The sequence below is a fragment of the Streptomyces sp. NRRL S-31 genome (assembly GCF_000718775.1).
Classification (GTDB): Bacteria; Actinomycetota; Actinomycetes; order Streptomycetales; family Streptomycetaceae; genus Streptomyces.
In genome coordinates this window covers 26,106-47,658 of sequence record NZ_JOCB01000049.1, presented here as the reverse complement: position 1 = coordinate 47,658, position 21,553 = coordinate 26,106, and the positions used below count along the sequence as shown (strand labels likewise).

Annotated in this window: 18 protein-coding genes and 1 pseudogene; 4 read left to right on the top strand and 15 right to left on the bottom strand. The window is 70.4% G+C overall.

Going from position 1 to position 21,553, the window contains the following annotated elements:
- Positions 1–16: 16 nt before the first annotated feature.
- Complete coding sequence (locus tag IF37_RS0120130; RefSeq protein WP_052845277.1) at positions 17–1,435, top strand: AI-2E family transporter; 1,419 nt, start codon at positions 17–19, stop codon at positions 1,433–1,435.
- A 21-nt stretch (positions 1,436–1,456) separates the two neighbouring features.
- Here the strand turns inward: IF37_RS0120130 and IF37_RS0120125 are convergent, their stop codons facing one another.
- A complete protein-coding gene (locus tag IF37_RS0120125) occupies positions 1,457–1,990 on the bottom strand; it encodes an alkyl hydroperoxide reductase (protein ID WP_030744327.1) in 534 nt (177 codons plus the stop codon).
- Positions 1,991–1,993: 3 nt separating this feature from the next.
- Positions 1,994–2,548 (bottom strand): peroxiredoxin, encoded by a 555-nt coding sequence (locus tag IF37_RS0120120; protein WP_030744324.1) that lies wholly within the window; start codon positions 2,546–2,548, stop codon positions 1,994–1,996.
- A 139-nt stretch (positions 2,549–2,687) separates the two neighbouring features.
- Here IF37_RS0120120 and IF37_RS0120115 point away from each other — a divergent pair, with 139 nt between their 5' ends.
- On the top strand, positions 2,688–3,638 hold the full coding sequence (locus IF37_RS0120115) for a LysR substrate-binding domain-containing protein (RefSeq protein WP_030744322.1): 951 nt from the start codon (positions 2,688–2,690) through the stop codon (positions 3,636–3,638).
- Positions 3,639–3,681: 43 nt separating this feature from the next.
- On the opposite strand, the gene IF37_RS0120110 is transcribed toward IF37_RS0120115, so the two are convergent.
- The 5 genes and pseudogenes from IF37_RS0120110 to IF37_RS0120090 form a co-directional block, all read right to left on the bottom strand.
- Positions 3,682–6,015 carry an ABC transporter permease gene (locus IF37_RS0120110; RefSeq protein ID WP_030744320.1) on the bottom strand — a complete coding sequence of 778 codons (2,334 nt, stop codon included), beginning with the start codon at positions 6,013–6,015 and terminating at the stop codon, positions 3,682–3,684.
- Positions 6,012–6,701, bottom strand: a complete 690-nt coding sequence (locus IF37_RS0120105; RefSeq protein ID WP_030744317.1) for an ABC transporter ATP-binding protein — start codon at positions 6,699–6,701, stop codon at positions 6,012–6,014. Before IF37_RS0120105 ends, IF37_RS0120110 begins: the two co-directional genes overlap by 4 nt.
- Positions 6,698–7,222 carry a PadR family transcriptional regulator gene (locus IF37_RS0120100; protein WP_030744313.1) on the bottom strand — a complete coding sequence of 175 codons (525 nt, stop codon included), beginning with the start codon at positions 7,220–7,222 and terminating at the stop codon, positions 6,698–6,700. Before IF37_RS0120100 ends, IF37_RS0120105 begins: the two co-directional genes overlap by 4 nt.
- A 147-nt stretch (positions 7,223–7,369) precedes the next feature.
- A complete protein-coding gene (locus IF37_RS0120095) occupies positions 7,370–7,621 on the bottom strand; it encodes a hypothetical protein (RefSeq protein WP_030744310.1) in 252 nt (83 codons plus the stop codon).
- Positions 7,618–8,298: pseudogene (locus IF37_RS0120090) on the bottom strand (SPFH domain-containing protein); the annotation flags it as partial. The pseudogene IF37_RS0120090 and the gene IF37_RS0120095, both read right to left, overlap by 4 nt.
- Before the next feature lie 183 nt (positions 8,299–8,481).
- Between IF37_RS0120090 and IF37_RS0120085 the strand changes: the two are divergent.
- Complete coding sequence (locus tag IF37_RS0120085; RefSeq protein WP_030744298.1) at positions 8,482–10,821, top strand: transglycosylase domain-containing protein; 2,340 nt, start codon at positions 8,482–8,484, stop codon at positions 10,819–10,821.
- Positions 10,822–10,904: 83 nt separating this feature from the next.
- On the opposite strand, the gene IF37_RS0120080 is transcribed toward IF37_RS0120085, so the two are convergent.
- The 3 genes from IF37_RS0120080 to IF37_RS0120070 form a co-directional block, all read right to left on the bottom strand.
- On the bottom strand, positions 10,905–13,007 hold the full coding sequence (locus IF37_RS0120080) for an ATP-binding SpoIIE family protein phosphatase (protein ID WP_030744295.1): 2,103 nt from the start codon (positions 13,005–13,007) through the stop codon (positions 10,905–10,907).
- A gap of 268 nt (positions 13,008–13,275) precedes the next feature.
- Positions 13,276–13,965, bottom strand: coding sequence for a DUF402 domain-containing protein (locus tag IF37_RS0120075; protein ID WP_030744292.1), 690 nt, complete (start codon positions 13,963–13,965; stop codon positions 13,276–13,278).
- An 82-nt stretch (positions 13,966–14,047) separates the two neighbouring features.
- Positions 14,048–15,433 carry an aspartate ammonia-lyase gene (locus IF37_RS0120070; protein ID WP_030744289.1) on the bottom strand — a complete coding sequence of 462 codons (1,386 nt, stop codon included), beginning with the start codon at positions 15,431–15,433 and terminating at the stop codon, positions 14,048–14,050.
- A 278-nt stretch (positions 15,434–15,711) separates the two neighbouring features.
- Between IF37_RS0120070 and IF37_RS0120065 the strand changes: the two genes are divergently transcribed.
- Complete coding sequence (locus IF37_RS0120065) at positions 15,712–17,280, top strand: recombinase family protein (RefSeq protein WP_158727363.1); 1,569 nt, start codon at positions 15,712–15,714, stop codon at positions 17,278–17,280.
- A 457-nt stretch (positions 17,281–17,737) separates the two neighbouring features.
- On the opposite strand, the gene IF37_RS0120055 is transcribed toward IF37_RS0120065, so the two are convergent.
- From IF37_RS0120055 to IF37_RS0120035, 5 genes are all read right to left on the bottom strand, one after another.
- Positions 17,738–17,950 (bottom strand): hypothetical protein, encoded by a 213-nt coding sequence (locus IF37_RS0120055; RefSeq protein WP_216725849.1) that lies wholly within the window; start codon positions 17,948–17,950, stop codon positions 17,738–17,740.
- Positions 17,951–18,032: 82 nt separating this feature from the next.
- Positions 18,033–18,881, bottom strand: a complete 849-nt coding sequence (locus tag IF37_RS0120050; RefSeq protein ID WP_030744279.1) for a helix-turn-helix transcriptional regulator — start codon at positions 18,879–18,881, stop codon at positions 18,033–18,035.
- Positions 18,882–18,896: 15 nt separating this feature from the next.
- On the bottom strand, positions 18,897–19,421 hold the full coding sequence (locus IF37_RS0120045) for a DUF6879 family protein (RefSeq protein ID WP_030744277.1): 525 nt from the start codon (positions 19,419–19,421) through the stop codon (positions 18,897–18,899).
- Entirely contained in the window at positions 19,393–19,635 is a 243-nt protein-coding gene (locus IF37_RS0120040) for a hypothetical protein (RefSeq protein WP_030744275.1), read from the bottom strand. Before IF37_RS0120040 ends, IF37_RS0120045 begins: the two co-directional genes overlap by 29 nt.
- 182 nt (positions 19,636–19,817) lie before the next feature.
- Positions 19,818–21,491, bottom strand: a complete 1,674-nt coding sequence (locus IF37_RS0120035; RefSeq protein WP_030744273.1) for a fumarate hydratase — start codon at positions 21,489–21,491, stop codon at positions 19,818–19,820.
- Between the last annotated feature and the right edge of the window lie 62 nt (positions 21,492–21,553).

Genomic DNA, 21,553 nt, shown 5'->3' with positions numbered 1-21,553 from the left:
GGGGAAGAGGACGGATATGTCGCGAGTGCCAGGGTGGCTCGGCCGGATCGGGGCCGGTCTCACCGAGATGAGCGAGCGTCTGGACGAGCGCCGCGCCGAGGTGGAGAAGGACCGCGACGCGCCCGCCGCCGTACCCGAGCCGGCCGGCCGCCCCGCCGCCGCAGCCGCCCCGCCGGTACGCCGGTCCGCGCCGCCGTCCGGCCGCCGTCCCGACCCCGCCGAGGCCGTGCCCTGGGGCGTGCGGGTCGCCGCCGAGGCGGGCTGGCGGCTGCTGGTGCTGGCCGGCACCGTCTGGGTGCTGATGCGGGTGATCAGCGCGATCCAACTGGTCGTCTTCACCTTCGTCATCGCCCTGCTGGTCACCGCCCTGCTCCAGCCGACGGTCGCCCGGCTCACCCGGCGCGGGGTGCCGCGCGGTCCGGCCACCGCGCTCACCGCCATCAGCGGCTTCGTCGTCATCGGCCTCATGGGCTGGTTCGTGACCTGGCAGGTCGTGGAGAACATCGACACGCTCTCCACCCAGATCCAGTCCGGCATCGACGACCTGCGCAACTGGCTGCTGAAGAGCCCCTTCCACGTCACCGACAAGCAGATCAACCAGATCGCCAAGAACCTCCGCGAGGCGATCGGCGCCAACGCCGACCAGATAACGTCCGCGGGCCTGGAGGGCGTCCAGGTCATCGTCGAGGCCCTGACCGGCATCCTGCTGGTGTTCTTCTCGACGCTGTTCCTGCTCTACGACGGCAGGCGCATCTGGCAGTGGTTCCTGAAGCTGGTGCCCGCCGCGGCCCGCGAGGGCGTGGCCGGTGCCGGCCCGCGCGCCTGGCGCACCCTGACCGCCTACGTCCGCGGCACGGTGCTGGTCGCCCTCATAGACGCCATCTTCATCGGCATCGGCATCTACTTCCTGGACGTGCCGATGGCCGTCCCACTGGCCGTGTTCATCTTCCTGTTCTCCTTCATCCCGCTGGTCGGCGCGGTCGCCTCCGGCGCGCTGGCGGTGATCGTGGCGCTGGTCACCCAGGGTGTGTTCACGGCCCTGATGACCCTGGTGGTGGTGCTCGCGGTCCAGCAGATCGAGGGGCACGTCCTCCAGCCGTTCATCCTGGGCCGCGCGGTCCGGGTGCACCCGCTGGCGGTCGTCCTGACCGTGGCCGCCGGCGGCATGGTGGCCGGCATCGGCGGCGCGGTGGTGGCCGTACCGCTGGTGGCGGTGACGAACACCGTGGTGGGATATCTGCGGCAGTACTCGCACGAACTCCACGAGCAGACCGCCGACGGGCCCGCCGGGGACTCCGGCGCGGCGGCCACCGGGGAGGCGGCGGCCACCCGGGACACGGCGGGCACCGATGAGGCGTCCGGCGCGAAGCCCGCGCCGGACGCGGCGGCCGTGCCGGGCGGGGCGGACGCGGAAGACCCCGCTCACCAGGGGTGAGCGGGGTCCTCGGGAAGGGCCTTACTCGGCCAGGACGGCCTCGGCGTCCAGCGTGACGCCGACCGCCTGCACCACGGAAGCGATCTTGAACGCCTCCTGGACGGTCTCGCGCTCCACGCCGGCCTTGCGCAGCACCTGCTCGTGCGAGTCCAGGCACATGCCACAGCCGTTGATCGCGGAGACCGCGAACGACCACAGCTCGAAGTCGACCTTCTCCACGCCCGGGTTGCCGATGACGTTCATCCGCAGGCCCGCGCGCAGAGTGCCGTACTCGTGGTCCGACAGCAGGTGCCGGGTCCGGTAGAAGACGTTGTTCATCGCCATGACGGCGGCGGCGGCCTTGGCGGCCTGGTACGCCTCCGGCGAGAGGTTCGCCTTCGCCTCGGGCTCCAGCTCACGCAGCACGATCGGGGAGCGGGAGGCGATCGCGGTCGCCAGCACCGTGCCCCACAGCTGCTGCGCCGGCAGGTCCGAGTTGCCGATGACCGAGCCCAGGTTGAGCTTCAGGTCCTTGGCGTAGTCCGGGATACGGGACTTCAGCGAGTCGAGCGACACGGGTCACTCACCGGCCAGCAGCGCGACCGGGTCGAGGGTGTTCTCGCCCTTGGTCCAGTTGCAGGGGCACAGCTCGTCGGTCTGGAGGGCGTCCAGGACCCGCAGGACCTCCTTGGGGTTGCGGCCCACGGAACCGGCGGTGACCATCGTGAACTGGATCTCGCGGTTGGGGTCGACGATGAAGACGGCGCGCTGCGCGAAGCCGTCCTCGCCCTCGATGCCGAGGTCGCGCATCAGCTCGTGCTTGGAGTCGGCCATCATCGGGAACGGCAGGTCGGTCAGGTCCGGGTGGTCCTTGCGCCAGGCGTGGTGGACGAACTCGGAGTCACCGGAGAAGCCCAGGATCTGGGCGTCGCGGTCGGCGAACTCGTCGTTCAGCTTCCCGAACGCGGCGATCTCGGTCGGGCACACGAACGTGAAGTCCTTGGGCCACGCGAAGACCACGAGCCACTTGCCCTCGTAGGACTTGTGGTGGATCTGCTCGAACTCCTGGCCCTTCTCCAGCGAGACGCAGGCGGTCAGTTCGAACTCGGGGAACTTGTCACCGACAGTGAGCACACGCTCTCCTTGCAGCGAAGAAACTCCCCTTTTGGGGGGTTTCCCGGGGGGTTGGTCGCTGTCGATGTTGGCACGGCGAGTATTGATTAGGGAAATAGCTACACTTGGTCGTGTTGATCGGAGGTAGCTATCAGTGACCGTGGGTAACGGAAAGCGGCGACAGCCCAGCCTGGCGCAACTGCGGGCGTTCGCCGCCGTGGCCGAGCACCTGCACTTCCGGGACGCGGCGGCGGCCATCGGGATGAGCCAGCCCGCCCTGTCCGGCGCGGTCTCCGCGCTGGAGGAGACCCTGGGCGTGACCCTCCTTGAGCGTACGACCCGCAAGGTGCTGCTCTCACCCGCGGGGGAGCGGCTCTCCGTGCGGGCCAAGGCAGTGCTGGACGAGGTCGGCGCGCTGCTGGAGGAGGCGGAGGCGGTCCGGGCGCCGTTCACGGGCGCGCTGCGGCTGGGGGTGATCCCGACGGTCGCGCCGTACCTGCTGCCGGCCGTGCTCCGGCTCGTCCACGAGCGCTACCCGCACCTCGACCTCCAGGTGCACGAGGAGCAGACCGCCAGCCTGCTCGACGGCCTGAACTCCGGCCGCCTCGACCTGCTGTTGCTGGCCGTGCCGCTCGGCGTCCCCGGCGTGGTGGAACTGCCCCTGTTCGACGAGGACTTCGTGCTCGTCACCCCGCTCGACCACTGGCTCGGCGGCCGGGAGGGCATCCCGCGCGAGGCGCTGAAGGAGCTGAACCTGCTGCTTCTGGACGAGGGGCACTGCCTGCGCGACCAGGCCCTGGACATCTGCCGGGAGGCGGGCCGCGCGGACGCCCCGGTCACCACCACGGCCGCCGGACTGTCCACCCTGGTCCAGCTGGTGGCGGGCGGCCTCGGCTGCACGCTGCTGCCGCGCACCGCGCTGAAGCTGGAGACCACCCGCAGCAGCCAGTTGCTGACCGGCTACTTCGCCGAGCCCGCGCCGAGCCGCCGGGTCGCCTTCGCGATGCGGGCCGGCGCGGCGCGTGCCGGGGAGTACGAGGAATTGGCGGCGGCCCTGCGCGGGGCGCTCCGCGCCCTGCCGGTGCGGGTGCTGGACACCGCCGGGGAGTGAAGCCCGCCCCGCCCCCCGTGCGGGGCGCGGGGCGGCACGGCCGCTACTCCGTCCGCAGGCCCTCCGGGCGCATCATGCGCAGCAGCGGTGGCAGGCTCACCAGGGCGACCGTGAGGACCACCGCCGCGCCGGCGCCGGTCAGCGCCAGGACGCTTCGCCAGTCCACGGTGACCGGCGTGGCCGTCATCTTCAGCAGCACCGTGCCGAGGGCCAGGCCCACCACCGAGGCCAGCAGCAGCCCGAGCGCGATCGGCACCGCCGTCTGCCACAGCACCGACAGGCCCAGCGTGCGGCGCCGGGTGCCGAAGGCGAGCAGCGACGACAGCAGCTTGCGCCGCTCGCGCAACTGCTCCAGCTGGGAGACCAGCAGGCTCGCCCCGATCAGCACCAGTACGCAGAGCGCGCCGACGAACAGGCCGGTGCGCAGGGAGGAGTAGCGCGCGGACTGCTCGGTCCCGGTCCAGCGCCAGGCGTTGGCCAGGGGGTCCACCCGGGCGGCCGTGTTGCGTACGTACTCCTCGGCGTCCGGAACCGACTCGTCGAGCCGGACGTAGACGTGGTGGTACATCGTCGACCGGGCCTCGGCGGGCAGGGCGGACGGGGTGAGGAGCAGGCCCTCCACGCCGGCCTCGAGCGAGTCCTCGCGGGCCGTGGCCTCGCGCAGTCCGGCCGGCACGGTCCAGGGGATCTCGCGCCCGGGGTCGGTGCCCGAGTAGGTGGCGTCCAGGAAGCCGCGCCGGCCGGGCCGCAGCAGGGCCCGCAGGGCGGCGTCCTCGTCCGTGCCGGGCACCCTGAACACGTCGCCGTCCCGGCAGGACGGGAGGTGGGCCACCTCGCGCAGGGCGGTGCAGTCGCCGACGGTGACGGACGCCGAGGCGACGGGGTCGCGGCGCTTGTCGCCGAGCCCGCCACTGGAGAGCGCCACCGACTGCCGTACACCCTTGGTGTGGGCGAGGCCGCCGGCCGCCGCCGACAGCCGCGCCCCGTCCGAGAGGACGACCTCCATCGAGGCCCGGTTCGGGTCCTCGCCGGTGTCCTTCGTGTACTGGCTCTCCACGCCGGCGAACAGCATCTGGAGGGCGATCGCGCCGGCCACCGCCACGGCGATGCCGTTGACCATGCGGGCCGCCGTACCGCTGCTCAACTGGAGCCGTCGGACGGCTAGTTGCCAGGAGAGCGAACCGGCGCCGAGCCGGGCCACGGCCGCCTCCACGAGCCAGGGCAGCAGCGCGGTGACGCCGACCAGGAGCAGCAGCACGCCGCCGACGACCTGGTACCGGTTGAAGTCGCCGTGGGAGCGGCCGTTGCCGATCATCGGGTACAGCAGCGCGAGGCCGGCCAGCGGCAGCAGCAGCCGCCACCACAGGCGCCGCCGGGCCGGCCGGGCCGTGCGCACCACGCCGAGCGGCTCCACGACCACCCCGCGCATCGCGAGCAGCGTCACCAGCACCGCGGCGGCCGGCACCGCCACGGCGACCAGCGCGGCGAGCGCGGGAGAGGGGTCCACGTAACTGGGGAAGAAGCTCTTGTCCATCACCTCCACCTCGCCGGCCGCCTGCCGCCCGACGAGGAAGAACCCCGTGCCGACGACCAGTCCGAGCAGGGCTCCGGCCAGCGCCTCGCCGGCCGCGATCCGGCGGGTCATCCGGCTGTCGGAGCCGACCAGCCGGAGGGCGGCCAGCCGCCGGTCGCGCCGCTCGCCGCCGAACCGCACGGCCGCGGCGATGAACACGGCGACCGGCGTCAGCAGGGCGACGAAGACGACCAGCGTCATCAGGATCAGCACCGGGTCCATGCGCTCCGGCTCGGGACGCTGGTCCCCGAACGCGGTCAGCCGCACCACGTGCGTGCCGTCCCGGGTCGCCGTCATGCCCTCGGCGCCCGCGTAGTAGGCCAGTTCGTGCGAGCCGATCAGCCCGGTCTCGCCGATCGTGCCGGTGATCCGGTCCGGCAGCCGCTCGCGGAGCAGCCCGCCCCCTTCAGAGGAGAGCAGGTCCCGCAGCGCGGGGGAGACGACCATCTCGCCCTTGGCGGGGAAGTGGTCCACGCCGGGCGGCAGCGGCGCCCGCGCGCCCTCGGCCTCCAGGAACCGGCCGCGGATGTCCCTGCCGTGCCACTTGGTGTCGCTCAGCCCGACCAGCACCGTGTCGTCGGCCCTGGGCGGCACGGCCGTGCCGTAGGTGAGGTCCTGCCGGGCCTCCTCGCGCTGGTGCCGGGCCGACAGCAGATGGGGCAGCGCCGCCGTCAGCAGCAGCAGGGCCACGCCGAGTCCGACGCCGACCGCCGTCAGCAGCGTCCGGATCCAGCCCTCGCGCCCGCCGGTGAAGGCGAACCGCATCCCCAGGCCCAGGTCCCTGGACCACTGCCGCACCCTCATATGGCCCGCTCCATGTCCCGTGACCTGCCGTCGCGTACGACGATCTCCCGGTCGGAGTAGGCGGCGACCCGGGCCTCGTGCGTGACGAGCACGACGGCCGCGTTGGTGGAACGGGCGGCGTCGGTCAGCAGCTCCATCACGCGCTCGCCGTTGAGGGAGTCGAGCGCGCCGGTCGGCTCGTCGGCGAACAGCACCCGGGGCCCGGTGACCAGCGCCCGCGCCACCGCGACCCGCTGGCCCTGGCCGCCGGAGACCTCGCCGGGCCGCTTGCCGGCGAGGTCGTCCACCTCCAGGCGCTCCATCCAGCCGAGCGCGGCCCGCTCGGCCTCCTTGCGCGGGCGGCCGTTCAGCCGGAGCGGGAGGGCCACGTTCTCCACGCAGGTCAGCTCCGGGACCAGCTGGCCGAACTGGAAGACGAACCCGAACTCGCTGCGGCGCAGCGCGCTGCGGGCGGCGTCGTCCATGCCGGACAGCTCGCGGCCGTCGTAGGTGATGGAGCCCGAGTCGGGCGGCACGATGCCGGCGAGACAGTGCAGCAGAGTCGACTTGCCGGAGCCGGAGGGGCCCATCACGGCGACGACCTCGCCGGGGTGGATGGAGAACTCGGCGCCGTCGAGCGCGACTGTGTGGCCGTAGGACTTGCGCAGGTTCTCGGCGGCGAGCAGGGAGCCGGGGGGAGGGGTCATCGGGTCACCGCCGCGCGGAGCTTGTCCAGGCGTGCCGCGGTCAGTTCCAGCCAGCGCAGGTCGGCCTCCAGGTGGAACAGGGCGTGGTCGCAGATCAGCTGGTCCGCGAGGTCGCCCTTGCGCTTGCGGTCGGTCAGGACGCGCATGCTGCGCAGGTGCTCGGCGCGCTGGGTGTCGAGGATGTCGGCCGCGTCGCGCCGGGTGAGGAGCGCGAGGACGACCTTGGTGTAGAGGGTCGACTGGAGGTACTCCTCCGGCTTCTCCGGGGTGGCGAGCCAGCGCTCCACGTCGGTGACGCCGGCGTCGGTGATGGCGTACCGCTTGCGTTCGGGGCCGCCGCCCGCTTCGATCCCGTCGACTTCCACGAGACCGTTCTTCAGCAGCCGGGACATCGTGGAGTAGACCTGGCCGTAGTGCAGCGGCCGGTCGTGACCGAACTTCTCGTCGAAGGCCCGCTTGAGGTCGTAACCGTGGCGCGGGCCGGCCTCAAGGAGCCCCAGGAGGGTGTGACCGATGGACATGGCAGCACTCTACACACGGTGTATACGCCCGGTGTATACACGGCGTGCACAGATCGCGGCGGGGGGTACCGCGCCGCAGGCGGCGGGCGTTTGTCAGGGTTCCGTGACGACGGCCGGCCCCTGTCCCGCGCGGGGGACGGGGGCCGGTCAGGCCGAGGGGGGTCCGGGCGTGGAGCCGCCCGGCGGCCGGCCGCGGCGCGGCAGCGGGCCCGTGTCCCCGGGCAGCCGTCCGGCCTCCGCGAGGGCGCGCCGCAGCAGGAACTCGATCTGCGCGTTCGCCGACCGCAGTTCGTCCCCGGCCCACCGGGCCAGCGCGTCGTACACCGACGGGTCCAGCCGCAGCAGCACCTGCTTGCGCTGCCGCGGCCGGCGCTGCGGGGTCTCGGCGGAGTCCGTCACTGGTAGAGCGTCCCGGTGTTGAGGACGGGCTGCGGGGCCCGGTCGCCGCAGAGCACCACCATCAGGTTCGACACCATCGCCGCCTTCCGTTCCTCGTCCAGCTCCACGATGTCCGCCGCCGCGATCCGCTCCAGCGCCGCCTCGACCATGCCCACGGCGCCGTCCACGATCTGCCGCCGGGCCGCGACGACCGCCCCCGCCTGCTGCCGCTGGAGCATCGCCGAGGCGATCTCCGGAGCGTACGCGAGATGCGTGAAACGGGACTCGACGATCCGCACACCGGCCGCCTCCACCCGCGCCTGGAGCTTGACGGCCAGCTTCTCGGTGATCTCCTCGGCGTTGCCGCGCAGCGACAGGCCGTCCTCGTCGTGGGCGTCGTAGGGGTACTCGATGGCGATGTGCCGCACGGCCGTCTCGGTCTGCGTGGCGACGAACTCGGTGAAGTCGTCCACCTCGAAGGTGGCCTGCGCGGTGTCCTGCACCTTCCACACCACGACGGCGGCCAGCTCGATCGGGTTGCCGTAGGCGTCGTTGACCTTGAGGACGGCGGTCTCGTGGTTGCGCACCCGGGTGGAGATCCGGGTCCGGGAGGTGAAGGGGTTGACCCAGCGCAGGCCGTCCTGCCGGATCGTGCCCCGGTAGCGCCCGAAGAGCTGGACGACCCGGGCCTCGCCCGGAGTCTAGCAAAGTGATAGCACTCTTTTGCGATCAGGCAACCCGGTGGCACTCCCGTTCGTCGGTTCCTTAGAGGTGGGTGCTGATTGTCACGTCCGTAAAAGACCGGATCAGATGCCCTTTGTCATATAGAGGGGTGTTAGCTTTCACAGCTGACCCCGAGACGGAAGCGAGCGTAGGGACCCATGGGACGAGCGGAAGAGAGACGAGCGCGACAGCGCGGCGGTCACCGCGCGGCGCCCCAGCGCCGCCGCTCCGAACCCGCGGCGGCCGGCAGACCCGCCAAGGGCCTCATACGCCGGATGTTCACCTGGAAGAAGATCCTCGGCACCGTCTTCACGGTGTGCCTGCTCGGCATCCTGGGCTTCGTCGGCCTGTACCTGTACGTCGACATCCCCGAGGGCAACGCCGCCGCGCAACGGCAGAGCAACATCTACAAGTTCAGCGACGGCACGATCCTGGCCCGCGACGGCGAGGTCAACCGCGAGATCGTCGACCTGTCCAAGGTGCCGCGCAAGGTCCAGCTGACCTTCGTCGCAGCGGAGAACAAGAGCTTCTACCACGACGCCGGCGTCGACTTCCGGGGCACCGCCCGCGCCCTGCTCAACACGGTCTCCGGCAAGGGTAAGCAGGGCGGCTCCACCATCACCCAGCAGTACGTCAAGAACTTCTACCTCAACCAGGACCAGACCGTCACGCGCAAGCTGAAGGAACTGGTCATCGCGCTGAAGGTGGACCGCGAGACATCCAAGGACGACATCCTCGCCGGCTACATCAACACCAGCTACTACGGCCGCAACGCCTACGGCATCCAGGCCGCGGCCCAGGCTTACTTCCGCGTAGACGCCCAGGACCTCACGGTGGAGCAGGGCGCCTACCTCGCCGCCCTGCTCCAGGCGCCGAGCCAGTACGACTGGGCGGTCGCGACCCCCACCGGCAAGAGGCTGGTCACGGAGCGCTGGAACTACGTCCTCGACAACATGGTCGAGGAGGGCTGGCTGCCCAAGGCCCAGCGCGCCGGCCTGCACTTCCCCGAGATCAAGGAGCCCAAGGGCGCACCGGGTCTCGAAGGGCAGAAGGGCTACCTGGTCGAACTCGCCAACCGGCAGCTCGAACAGCACCTCATGGCACAGCAGGGCCTGACCCAGTCGCAGGCCGAGAGCGCGGTCATCGAGAACGGCTGGACCATCACCCTCAACATCGACCGCAAGAAGCAGGCCGCGCTGGAGAAGGCCGTCAAGACCGAGCTGACCGGCCGGCTCGACGAGAAGCGGCGCAAGGTCGACGCCGACGTCCAGGCCGGTGCCGTCTCCGTCGACCCCGCCACCGGCAGGATCGTCGCGCTGTACGGCGGCGAGGACTACTACAAGCACTACTACAGCAACGCCACCCGCACCGACTACCAGCCGGCCTCGACCTTCAAGCCGGTCATCCTCGCCGCCGCGCTGGAGCGGAACGCCACCACGCAGGACGGCAAGCCGATCACCGCCGACACGGTCTACGACGGCACCAGCCGCCGCCAGGTCCTGGACCACGGCTCCAGGGTCGGGTTCGCGCCGCCCAACGAGGACGACCGCGACTACGGCAAGATCACCGTGCAGAACGCCATGAACGCGTCCGTCAACTCCGTCTTCGCGCAGATGGGCGTCGACGTCGGCATGCGCGAGGTCATGGGCACCGCCGGCAGGCTCGGCATGGACACCAAGGGCATGCAGGCCGTGCCCGCGCAGACGCTCGGCTCCATGGGCGCCAGCCCGCTGGAGATGGCCGGGATCTACGCCACCTTCGACAACCACGGCTACAAGGTGACGCCGACGATCCTGAAGTCGGCGGAGAACAAGGGCCGCTCGGTCGACGTCCCGAAGGCGGTCGGCGGCTCGGTGATCAGCCGCACCGCCGCCGACACGGTGACCTCGGTGCTCACCGGCGTGGTCGACGACGGCACCGCCCAGGAGTCGGTGGCCGGCAACCCGCTGCGCGACGGCCAGCAGGTGGCCGGCAAGACGGGCACCTCCGACTGCAACCGCTCGGCCTGGTTCACCGGCTACACGCCCGACCTGGTCACCTCGGTCGGCCTGTTCGGCGAGGCGGACAAGGCCGGCGGCACCGGCTGCGAGGGCGAGCCGATCAAGAAGGGCGCCCATGTCTCGCTGAAGGGCGCGATGGGCGGCGGCCGTGTGAACGGCGGCGGCCCGCCCGCGAAGATCTGGGCCGCGTACACCTTCGGCGTGACCGACAAGGCCGCCTTCGACCTCAACACCACGCAGGGCGCGGCCGTCGAGCCGACCGAGACGCCGACGTGGACGCCCACCGAGACCGAGACGCCGTCGCAGACGCCGACCAGCGCGCCGCCGACCTCCGAGACCCCGTCGCGGACGCCGTCCCGGACGCCCTCGCAGACGCCGCCGTCCCAGACGCCCTCCGAGACGCCGTCGCAGACGCCCAGCAGCGAGCCGCCGACGACCCCGGCGACCGAGGGCCCGCTCGATCCCGAGAGCGGCCTGGGCGAGCCGGGTCCGCAGTAGGCGCACGCGACGGGAGCAGGCACACGAGCGGGGGCGCCCGGAATTCTCCGGGCGCCCCCGCGCCGTCCTCGCACCGGGCCGGCTCAGCCCCGGTGCAGCTCGAACCAGACCACCTTGCCGGTGCTCAGCCGGGTCGCGCCCCAGCGCCGGGCCATCCGGTTGACCAGGTACAGGCCGCGCCCGCCCTCGTCGGTGGCGCGGGCCTGCCGCAGCCGCGGCAGCTGCGGCACGTCGTCACCGACCTCGCAGCGCAGCACGTCCGTACGCAGCAGCCGCAGCGTCACCGGCCGCGACGCGTACCGCACGGCGTTCGTCACGACCTCGCTGACCAGCAGCTCCACCGAGTCCGACAGATCCTCCAGGTCCCAGCGGGCCAGCGCCCGCCGGGCCAGCCGGCGGGCCTGGCCGGGTGCCGTCTCCTCCGGCTCCAGCGTCCAGTACGCCACATCGCTCGGCGCGATCCCGTCGAACCGGGCCGCGAGCAGCGCGATGTCGTCGTCCCGGTCGCCCGGGCCGAGCATGTCCAGCACCTCGTCGCAGAGCGCCTCCAGCGGCGGCGGATGATCCGGACCGGTCAGCTGGGCGGTCGCGGCCAGCTTCTCCCGCAACTGCTCTATGCCGGTCCACACGTCCCGCAGCCGGGACTCCACCAGCCCGTCGGTGTACAGCAGCAGGGTCGCCCCGGCGGGCGCGTCCAGCTCCACCGCCTCGAAGTCCACCCCGCCCACACCGATCGGCGCGCCCGGCGGCACCCGCAGCACCTCGGCCCGCCCGCCCAGGTGCAGCAGCACCGGCGGGGGATGACCGGCGTTGGCGATCGTGATGCGGTGCGTGACCGGGTCGTAGACCGCGTAGAGACAGGTCGCCATCCGGTCGGTGCCCAGGCGCTGCGCCTGCTCGTCCAGGTGGTGCAGCACCTCCTGCGGCGGCAGGTCCAGCCCGGCCAGGGTCTGCGCGGTGGTGCGCAGCTGGCCCATGATCGCCGCCGAGGTCATCGAGTGGCCCATCACATCGCCGACGACGAGGGCGACCCGGCTGCCCGGCAGCGGGATCGCGTCGTACCAGTCACCGCCGACCCGTGCCGTCTCGGCGGCCGGCAGATAGCGGGACGCCAGCCGCACCCCCGTCGGCCGGGGCAGCGTCTCCGGCAGCATGGTGCGCTGCAACTCGTCGGCGATGTACGCCTCCCGGCCGTACAGCACCGCCTTGTCGATGCCGAGCGCGCTGTGCGTCGCCAGCTGGGCCGCCACCAGCAGGTCGTCCGCCTCGAACGCCGGGCGCTCCGGGCGGCGCAGGAACACCGCCGCGCCGATCACCCGGCGCCGGCCGCGCAGCGGCGCGAGGATCGCGTGCTGCCCCGACGGAACGATCACCTCGCCGCCCTCGCCGAGCAGTTCCGGCAGCGCGGCGCGGGCGGCGGGCGCGTCGGCGAACACCGGCCGCACCCCGCGCAGCACCTCGTTCAGCGCGCCGCCCGGCCGTACCTCGCACAGCTCGGTGGTGAGCGACGACAGGTCCGCCAGCACCGCGGGCTCCGGCTCCGGCTCGAAACCCGACAGCAGCATCCCGTCGGTGTCCCGCTCCGCCGGTATCCGGTCCGTGCGGCGCAGCCGCAGCACCACCGGACCGGTGGGCCGCTCGTCGCCGACCGGCAGCGGTTCGCGCAGGTAGACCAGGATCGCGTCGGAGAACGTCGGCACGGTGGCCCGGCACAGACCCATCACGATCTCGTCCAGGTCCAGCCCGCGGGCGATCCGCCGGGTGGCCGCGCCCACGAACCTCAGCCGGTCGCCGTCCCGCCGCATCGGCATCGGCCGGCCCGGCGGCAGTCCCCGCCCGGTACGGCGCTCCGAGCCGCCCGACGTCCGGTCCTGCTCGGCGCCGGGCTGCGCCGGGATGGTCTCCGGTGCGGGCCTCGGCCGGTGCGCGCCGGGTTCGGTGGTGGCGGGCTGGGAGTGCTCGGGGCCGCTCACCGCGTGTTCCTTCCCCATGCCGTCCTCTCCCTTGCCGCGGGGCGTGGCCGTGTCCGGGCCGGCGGGTGTTCCGTCGGCCCGGGCCTGCGCGGGTAAGGCCGGGTCGCCGAGCGGCCGCGAGGGCTGCTCCGGGGTACGCAGGAGCGCCCCGCGGGTCTCCGCGGGGTCGACGCCCGGCTGCGGGCGTTCGAAGGAGGTGGGCTGCTCCGTCACGCGTGTCGCATCCATCCGTCCGGGGCTGCGCGCCGGGTGCGCCGGGCGCGCGGTTGGTCCCGCCGAAGTCCCGATACCCGCAATACGTGCCCAGGGAACGGAATTCCCGCGGGGCCGGCTTTCGTGGTGGTGCCCTGGTACCCCTCGCTCACGCCTTGCCGTCCCTCGGTGACGATCGGTCAAGCCCGATTCATGCTCCGGTAGTTGCACTTACGCGCCCTTGCGGAGGACGATCCTACGTTTCTTGCCCGGGGGCGCGGCAAGGGTCTCATGAGGACATGTGCGCGGGAGTGCGGTCCCAGTCCTCGGGTAGAGAAGGTACCGTCCAGGAGGGGTCCGGGCGCCAGTGCTCCCAGCCGTCCGAGTACGGCGGCCCCCACGCGTCGATCGCCTCCACCGCCTCCCGGCCGGCCGCCCGCACCCGCCCGGCGGTCGCCGCGTCCATCAGCCCGTCCCGCTGGGCCTGGGCGAACTCGTCCTCGTCCCGCCACTGCCAACTCCGGTCCGGCTGCACGGTGATGTCCAGGAAGTGGTCCTCGGAGTCCACCCCGCCCGCCCAACGGGACAGCGGCTCCTCCAGGTTGACGTACCAGTTCTTGAACCGCCAGCCCGGCTCCCAGAACAGCCACACCGACCAGGGCCGGCCGGGCCGGGCCAGCTTCAGTACGCCCGTGCCGAACCAGCGGTCCCGCTGGACCGTGCGCGGCTTGGTGTAGCGGGACTCCAGCGGTTCCCGGTGCACGGGCGTGCCGTCGGCGAGGACCGGTCTCACGCACTCGGTGCCGGGCGCCAGCCACACCGCCAGCAGCTCCGCGTCGTCGCGTACGACGGTGACGGGCCGGGCGATGTGGAAGTGCTCGCCCCCGTTCTCCCGGTAGCGCCACAGGATGTGCGCCCCGGGGGCCCAGTACGTCGCGGGTCCCGCTGCCACTCGTGCCATCGCTCCGTCGTCCGTCATGGGCAGATATTAGGTGCCCGCGACATACGACGCTGCGGTCCACGTCACGGCGTGCGGACGGACCCGGCGGCCCACCTGCCGGTCAAGGACGGGTCATCCGCAGGACGTCCAGCGCCTCGTCGAGCTGTTCCGCCGTGAGGTCGCCGCGCTCCACGTACCCGCCCTCCAGGACGACTTCGCGGATCGTCTTCCGTTCGGCGAGGGACTTCTTGGCGACCTTGGCCGCCTCCTCGTAACCGATGTACTTGTTCAGCGGGGTCACCACGGAGGGCGACGACTCGGCGTACTCGCGGGCGCGTTCGCGGTCGGCGGTGATGCCGTCGACGGTCCGGTCGGCCAGCAGCCGGGAGACGTTGGCGAGCAGCCGGACGGACTCCAGCACGTTCTTGGCGATGACCGGGAGCATCACGTTCAGCTCGAAGTTGCCGGCCGCGCCGGCCGTGGTGATGGTCGCGTCGTTGCCGATGACCTGCGCGGCGACCATCAACACCGCCTCCGGGACGACCGGGTTGACCTTGCCCGGCATGATCGAGGAGCCGGGCTGGAGGTCGGGCAGCCGGATCTCGGCGAGACCGGTGCGCGGCCCGGACGACATCCAGCGCAGGTCGTTGGCGATCTTCGTCAGGCCGACCGCGATGGTCCGCAGCTGCCCGCTGGTCTCCACGACGCCGTCCCGGGCGCCCTGCGCCTCGAAGTGGTCGCGGGCCTCGGTGAGCGGCAGCCCGGTGGCGCGGGCGACCTCCGCGATGACGGCGGCGGAGAAGCCGGGCGGGGTGTTGATGCCGGTGCCGACCGCCGTGCCGCCGAGCGGCAGTTCGGCCAGCCGGGGCAGGGAGGCCCGGAGCCGCTCGACGCCGTACCGCACCTGGGCCGCGTAGCCGCCGAACTCCTGGCCCAGCGTCACCGGCGTCGCGTCCATCAGGTGGGTGCGCCCGGACTTCACCACCTCCGCGAACTCCTCGGACTTGCGCTCCAGGGAGGCGGCGAGGTGCTCCAAGGCCGGGATCAGGTCGTGGGTGACGGCCGCGGTGGCCGCGATGTGGATCGAGGACGGGAAGACGTCGTTGGACGACTGCGAGGCGTTGACGTGGTCGTTGGGGTGCACGTCCCGGCCGAGCCGCTCGGTCGCCAGCGTCGCGATGACCTCGTTGGTGTTCATGTTGGACGACGTCCCGGAACCCGTCTGGAACACGTCCACCGGGAAGTGCTCGTCCCAGGTGCCCGCGGCGACCTCCCCGGCCGCCTCCTGGATCGCCTGCGCGACCTCCTCGTCCAGCACGCCCAGCTCGGCGTTGACCTTCGCCGCCGCCGCCTTGATACGGGCCAGCGCCTCGATGTGCGCCCGCTCGATCCGCTGTCCGGAGACCGGGAAGTTCTCGACGGCGCGCTGTGTCTGCGCCCGCCACTTCGCGTGCGCCGGGACCCGGACCTCGCCCATGGAGTCGTGCTCGATGCGGTATTCGCTCATGTCCCGTACAGCGATCACGGGGGCCGGAATGTTCCGGGGACTGGGCCGGACGGGTGCCGGGGAGCGCGGGCCGGCGGTCGCGGGCCGCGCCGTCACGGCGCGACGGCCCGTCGCCCCCGCGCCGAGACGGTTCCCGGGGCGGGGGCGACGGGCGGGAGCGGGTTACGCCAGGCCGGGGCCGCGCACCGGGATCGACGTGAACGTCGGCTGGGGCGCGGGGTCCTGGAAGAAGTCGTTTGGTTTGTTCATCTCGCATGCACCCCCGTACGATCTGCGCCGTGATCTCTAACCCGAGGGTCCTGGGGGCCGTACGCCTGTCCATCCTGAAGGACGACACCACCAGTCCCGAGAAGCAGCGGCAGGCCGTGGAGCACTGGACTGCTGGCCCCGCCGTGGACGGCCGCATAGCGGGCTGGGCGGAAGACCTGGACGTGTCCGGAGCGATGCATCCCTTCAAGCGACCGGGCCTCGGTCCTTGGTTCAACGAGCGGGCCGACGAATGGGATGTGTTGGCTGTCTGGAAGCTCGACCGCCTCAGCAGGAAGGCCGGCCATTTCGCCGAGGTCTTCGAGTGGTGCCAGAAGCACGGGAAGTCCATCGTGTCCGTGACCGAGGGCATCGACATGTCCACACCCATGGGCAAGATGTTCGCTCAGATCATCGCGGCCTTCGCCGAAGGCGAGTTGGACACCATCCGGGCTCGCGCGCTTTCTGGCTCGGCTGCTCGTAAGGCCAAGGGTGTGTGGATTGGCGGTGTGGAGCCGTACGGATACCGCTTTGAGCGACAGGAAGGCGGGGGGAAGAAACTTGTTCCGGACCCCACCTATGCGGAACTGTTTCGCGAAATTGTGGAGCGCCTAAAGGGCGACTGGTCTTCATACAAGATCGCGATTGACCTGAATAAGCGCGGTGTGCCTACGTGGCGGGATCATCTTCGAATCGTGAAGGGAGAAGAGCCGAGGGGTGTTGCCTGGACGGCTAACGCTATTCGCGCCATAGTCATGAATCCGACGGTGGCCGGCATCTACACATATAAGGGTGAAAATGTTGTAGACGAGAACGGCGAGAGCGTTCGGATTACTGATGAACCTTTGATGGAGTTTGCCGAGTGGTCCGAATTCGTTTCTGTGCTGAAGAGTGACAGGCCGGTCAGGCGGGCCACTCCTTCGCGGTCGATGCTTGGCGGTGTGGCTACGTGCCAAGGCTGCGGCGCCCGGATGTCGTCTAACAAGAAGACGAAGCCGAACGGCCGCGTACATCACTATTACGCCTGCAACAACGTCAACACCGGAACGTGTCCCAACCCCGGCCGCATTCGGCGCGATGACCTAGACACGGCTGTCGGGACTTTCGTGAAGTTCACGCTGGGTCCCCTCCCGGTTATGGAGCGTGCTGGTAATTCCATCAGTCAGGCCAAGACTGAGCTTGCCGAGGCCGAGGCGACGCTAGACCGGCTGGAAGCAGATTACCTAGCTGGACGGCTCAAGACCGATGTGCAGATTGAACGGTACTGGGGGCAGCACGAATTCCAGTCTGCCAAGGTTGAACGTCTGAGGGAGGAAATCAAGGCTGCTGAGGACGCCCCGGCCTGGAAGGAGACTGGGCAAACTTACTCCGAAGAGTGGGCGGCCAAGGATGACGAGCAAAAGCGTGTGTTCCTGCAACGGCACGGTATAACTGTGACCGTGGGGGCCACGGAAGACGGGAGCCGACGAGTCGTCTGTACGATGCCCGAGCTTGCCGAGATCGCGAAGGAAACGGGGCTTCGTGTTCCCGAGGAGTACTGGTTGACCGAGCCGGAGGCGGAATACATCCTGCCGAAGCAGCAGGCTTACAAGCGGAAGTAGCAGAGCCACCCGACGCCATGACACCGACCCCCGTTGCGTGTAAACGCTTCGGGGGTCTCTTCATGCCCTGGCCTTCTGCTTGCAGCGCAGTGAGCCACCAGCTACGCACTTGATTCCCTCCTGAGTTCCATGGTGCTTGTTGGCCGTCTCGCTGTCTGCGAAACGGGGTGTTGCCCGCCCCTGCCGGGATCCCCAGCCATGGGGGAAAGGGGGATGGGTCACGTCCGACAGGGGCGGAGATCAGCGGTGAAGAATCACCAGACAAGGGGCAGGAGCTGCCCGCCGGCACACGTAGGGCAAGGGACCTTCCGCCGCATGTTGCAGCCCGAGCAGCCCTCGAAGCCGAAGCACATGGGGCACCAGATCTCGCGGTGCCCGGTGCACGTCCCGCAGTATTGGCCGAACGACCACGGTGCCTGCATGATCGTTATGGGGCGGCGCGGGTCGGTGCGCGCCATCAGAGGATTTCGCCACGGCTCCGGGCATTGGCTTCGGCGACCCGTTCCCGCAGGCTCGAACGTTCCACTCCCGAATGAGGCGGAGCGTCCGCCCCTTCGGCTGTCGTTCCCAACGGATCGTCCGGGTCGTGGAACACCAGCAACATGCCATCGCTGCCGAACACATCGAACGCCTCGGACAGTCGGGCTCTTGCGTCGCTCGCCATGATCACTCGCCCCTCCTCTGGTCGTGCAGACCACGCTAGGAACGAGCCACTTCCGGGCTCTACGAAGTTCTACGAAATTGCACGCGGGTTAGTCGAGTGCCTCGATTGCCTTCGTGATCAAGGTTCGTGCCGTCGCCCCGTAGACCGCTGCTTCTGACAGCCGTTCGAACGCTCTCGCGTACTGCTCGATCTCCGAGGGCGCTGTGACATTCACAGCGGCAGTCAGTAGCTCTACCTGGGCATGGGCGCTGTCATAGATCGAGAACGTCTCCAGCGGCCACATGTGCCGCGCAGCAGTGAACGGCACCACTCCGAGTGAAACCGCCGGTAGGGACATGATCGACAGCAGGTGGCCCAGTTGTCCGGCCATGACTCCGGCGTCGCCAATGCGGTACCGCAAGACGGCTTCCTCAACGAGGATGGCGAATCGGTGGTCTCCTTCACGCAGGACCCGCGCCCGGTCCATGCGGGCGGCTACGGCCTCCGTGACGTCATTGGGTGTCTGCCGGAAGTCGGTGATCTCAGTCAGCAGTGCGGTTGCGTATGCGGGAGTCTGGAGCAGGCCAGGCACCACGTTGGAGCAATAGATCCGGAAAGCGCGGGTGCGCTCGAAGAGAGGTACGTACGACTCCTGGAGTCGGCGTAGCCCGGTGCGCTGGAGCCGTCGCCACTCGACGTACATCGACTCTGCCGAGCGAGACGCGGCGATCAAGTCGGCTGCTTGATCGTCGGCTCCACAGACGCGGCACCAATCGCGAATGTCGGCGTCCGAGGGGGGCGTTACGGCGTTCTCCAGTCGACTCGCCTTGGAGGGATGCCAGCCAGCCTCTACGGCCACCTCGCGGGCCTTCAGACCAGCGTCTAGGCGAAGATCCCGAAGGCGCGCTGCAAGCGCCTCACGGGCCGCCTGGACGCTGGACGAAGGGGAACGGGCCATTGGTGCTGTGCGTTCTCAGATCCTGTAGCGATCGTGCGGAACGGCCTGGTCCCAGACGGCTTCGAACGCCGAGGCGCACAGCTTGACCACCTCGGCGCGGTCATCCACTTCGTCGCCGAGGTACACGCCCTCACCGGAGAAGTAGCCGAACCTCACCAGCCGGTCATCGAAGCACCAGAAGTCATTGCCGGGGAGTGCCAGATCCGACGCGTTCCGCCGGGGAAGCCAACGGATCTGCTCACCAGCGGCGATGTTGGTGAATGTGCCGTCGTAGAGGTACCGGGTGTACTCGCTCACCGGCTCGGAGACGATCCGGGCGCGGCGGATCACGACACCACGGGCAACCGCCTCGGACACCATGTCGAGCCACGGCCGCCACCAGGACGCTCGGTCGTCAGGGTCCGGCCGATGCCCGGCCTTCCACGCGGCCACGCGCGGAGCCTCGTCCGGGTCGTCGTAGAAGTCGCGCATCTCCAGATGCACGGCGGACCGCCGGCAGTTCGCCAGCAGCTCACTGAACGGTGGGGCCGTCTGCGGCATCACAAGCCTCCCTGATGGCGGCGACCATACGCATGGGCAGCCGGACGACGGTCTCACTGTCGGGGATGGGGCCGGTCTTCAGGCACTCGGCGCGCGTCGCATCGTCCACCGTCCAACCCTGCAACACGATCTCTTGCTTCTCCTCGTCGACCCAGACCGTGGGGCAGTTCGCCCCGTCCGTGTTCGGGTCCTTGGCGATGAACCGTAGCGACACAGCAGCCTCCCGGGCTACGCGGATTGCACGGACTTCTACGCACGGGACCCTCCCGATGCTGCCGTGCTGGCGTCAAGGGTGCGTTTCAAGCCACGGGAGCGGGGGGCTCATAGCGCCACCCACGGACAGCAGCAGACCCCCCGGGCGACGCCGAGGGGTCTGTGAGGCGCTTACGGGATGGCTCAGGCCAGGCCAGGACCCCGCACCGGGATGCTGGTGAACGTCGGCTGCTCGGGTTCCCGCGAAGTGAAGAAGTCGTTGCCCTTGTCGTCCACCACGATGAACGCCGGGAAGTCCTCGACCTCGATCTTCCAGACCGCCTCCATGCCCAGCTCCTCGTACTCCAGGACCTCCACCTTCTTGATGCAGTCCTGCGCGAGGCGGGCGGCCGGGCCGCCGATGGAGCCGAGGTAGAAGCCGCCGTGCGCGTCGCACGCGTCGGTGACCTGCTTGCTGCGGTTGCCCTTGGCGAGCATCACCTTGGAGCCGCCCGCCGCCTGGAACTGCTCCACGTAGGAGTCCATCCGGCCGGCCGTGGTCGGGCCGAAGGAACCGGAGGCGTAGCCCTCGGGGGTCTTCGCCGGGCCGGCGTAGTAGACCGGGTGGTCCTTCAGGTACTGCGGCATCTCCTCGCCCGCGTCCAGCCGCTCCTTGATCTTCGCGTGCGCGATGTCACGGGCCACGACCAGCGGGCCGGTGAGCGACAGGCGGGTCTTGACCGGGTACTTCGTCAGCTCGGCGAGGATCGTGTCCATCGGCTGGTTGAGGTCGATCCGCACCACGTCGGAGGAGTCGTCGAGGTGCTCGTCCGTGGTGTCCGGCAGGAAGCGCGCCGGGTCGGTCTCCAGCTGCTCCAGGAAGACGCCCTCGGCGGTGATCTTCGCGACGGCCTGGCGGTCCGCCGAGCAGGAGACGGCGATGGCGACCGGGCAGGAGGCGCCGTGCCGGGGCAGGCGGACCACGCGGACGTCGTGGCAGAAGTACTTGCCGCCGAACTGCGCGCCGATACCGATCCTCTGGGTCAGCTCGAAGACCTTCTCCTCCAGCTCCTTGTCCCGGAAGCCGTGGCCGAGCGGCGAGCCCTCGGCCGGCATGTCGTCCAGGTAGTGCGCGGAGGCGTACTTGGCGGTCTTCAGCGCGAACTCGGCGCTGGTGCCGCCGACCACGATCGCCAGGTGGTACGGCGGGCAGGCGGCCGTACCGAGGGAGCGGATCTTCTCCTCCAGGAACTTCATCATGGAGGACTCGTTCAGGACGGCCTTCGTCTCCTGGTACAGGAAGGACTTGTTGGCCGAGCCGCCGCCCTTGGCCATGAACAGGAACTTGTAGGCGCCGCCGTCGGTGGCGTACAGCTCGATCTGGGCCGGCAGGTTGGAGCCGGTGTTCTTCTCCTCCCACATGGTGAGCGGAGCCATCTGCGAATAGCGCAGGTTGAGCCGGGTGTAGGCGTCGTAGATGCCGTGCGAGAGGTGCTTCTCGTCCTCGCCCGCCGTCAGCACGTTCTGCCCGCGCTTGCCCATCACGATCGCGGTGCCGGTGTCCTGGCACATCGGCAGCACGCCGGCCGCCGCGATGTTCGCGTTCTTCAGCAGGTCGAGCGCGACGAACTTGTCGTTGCCCGACGCCTCCGGGTCGTCGATGATCCGGCGCAGCTGCGCGAGGTGGGCCGGGCGCAGGTAGTGCTGGATGTCGTGGATGGCCTCCTCGGCCAGCTTGCGCAGCGCCTCCGGCTCCACCTTGAGGAACGTCCGCCCGTCCGGGCCCTCCACGGTGGAGACGCCCTCGGACGTCACCAGCCGGTACGGGGTGGTGTCCTCTCCCTGGGGCAGCAGATCGGTGTACGCGAACTCAGGCATCTCAGCCCATTCCTCACTGTGACGGACGGCGGCCCGCCGACGCTGGCGGACCCGGACCAGCC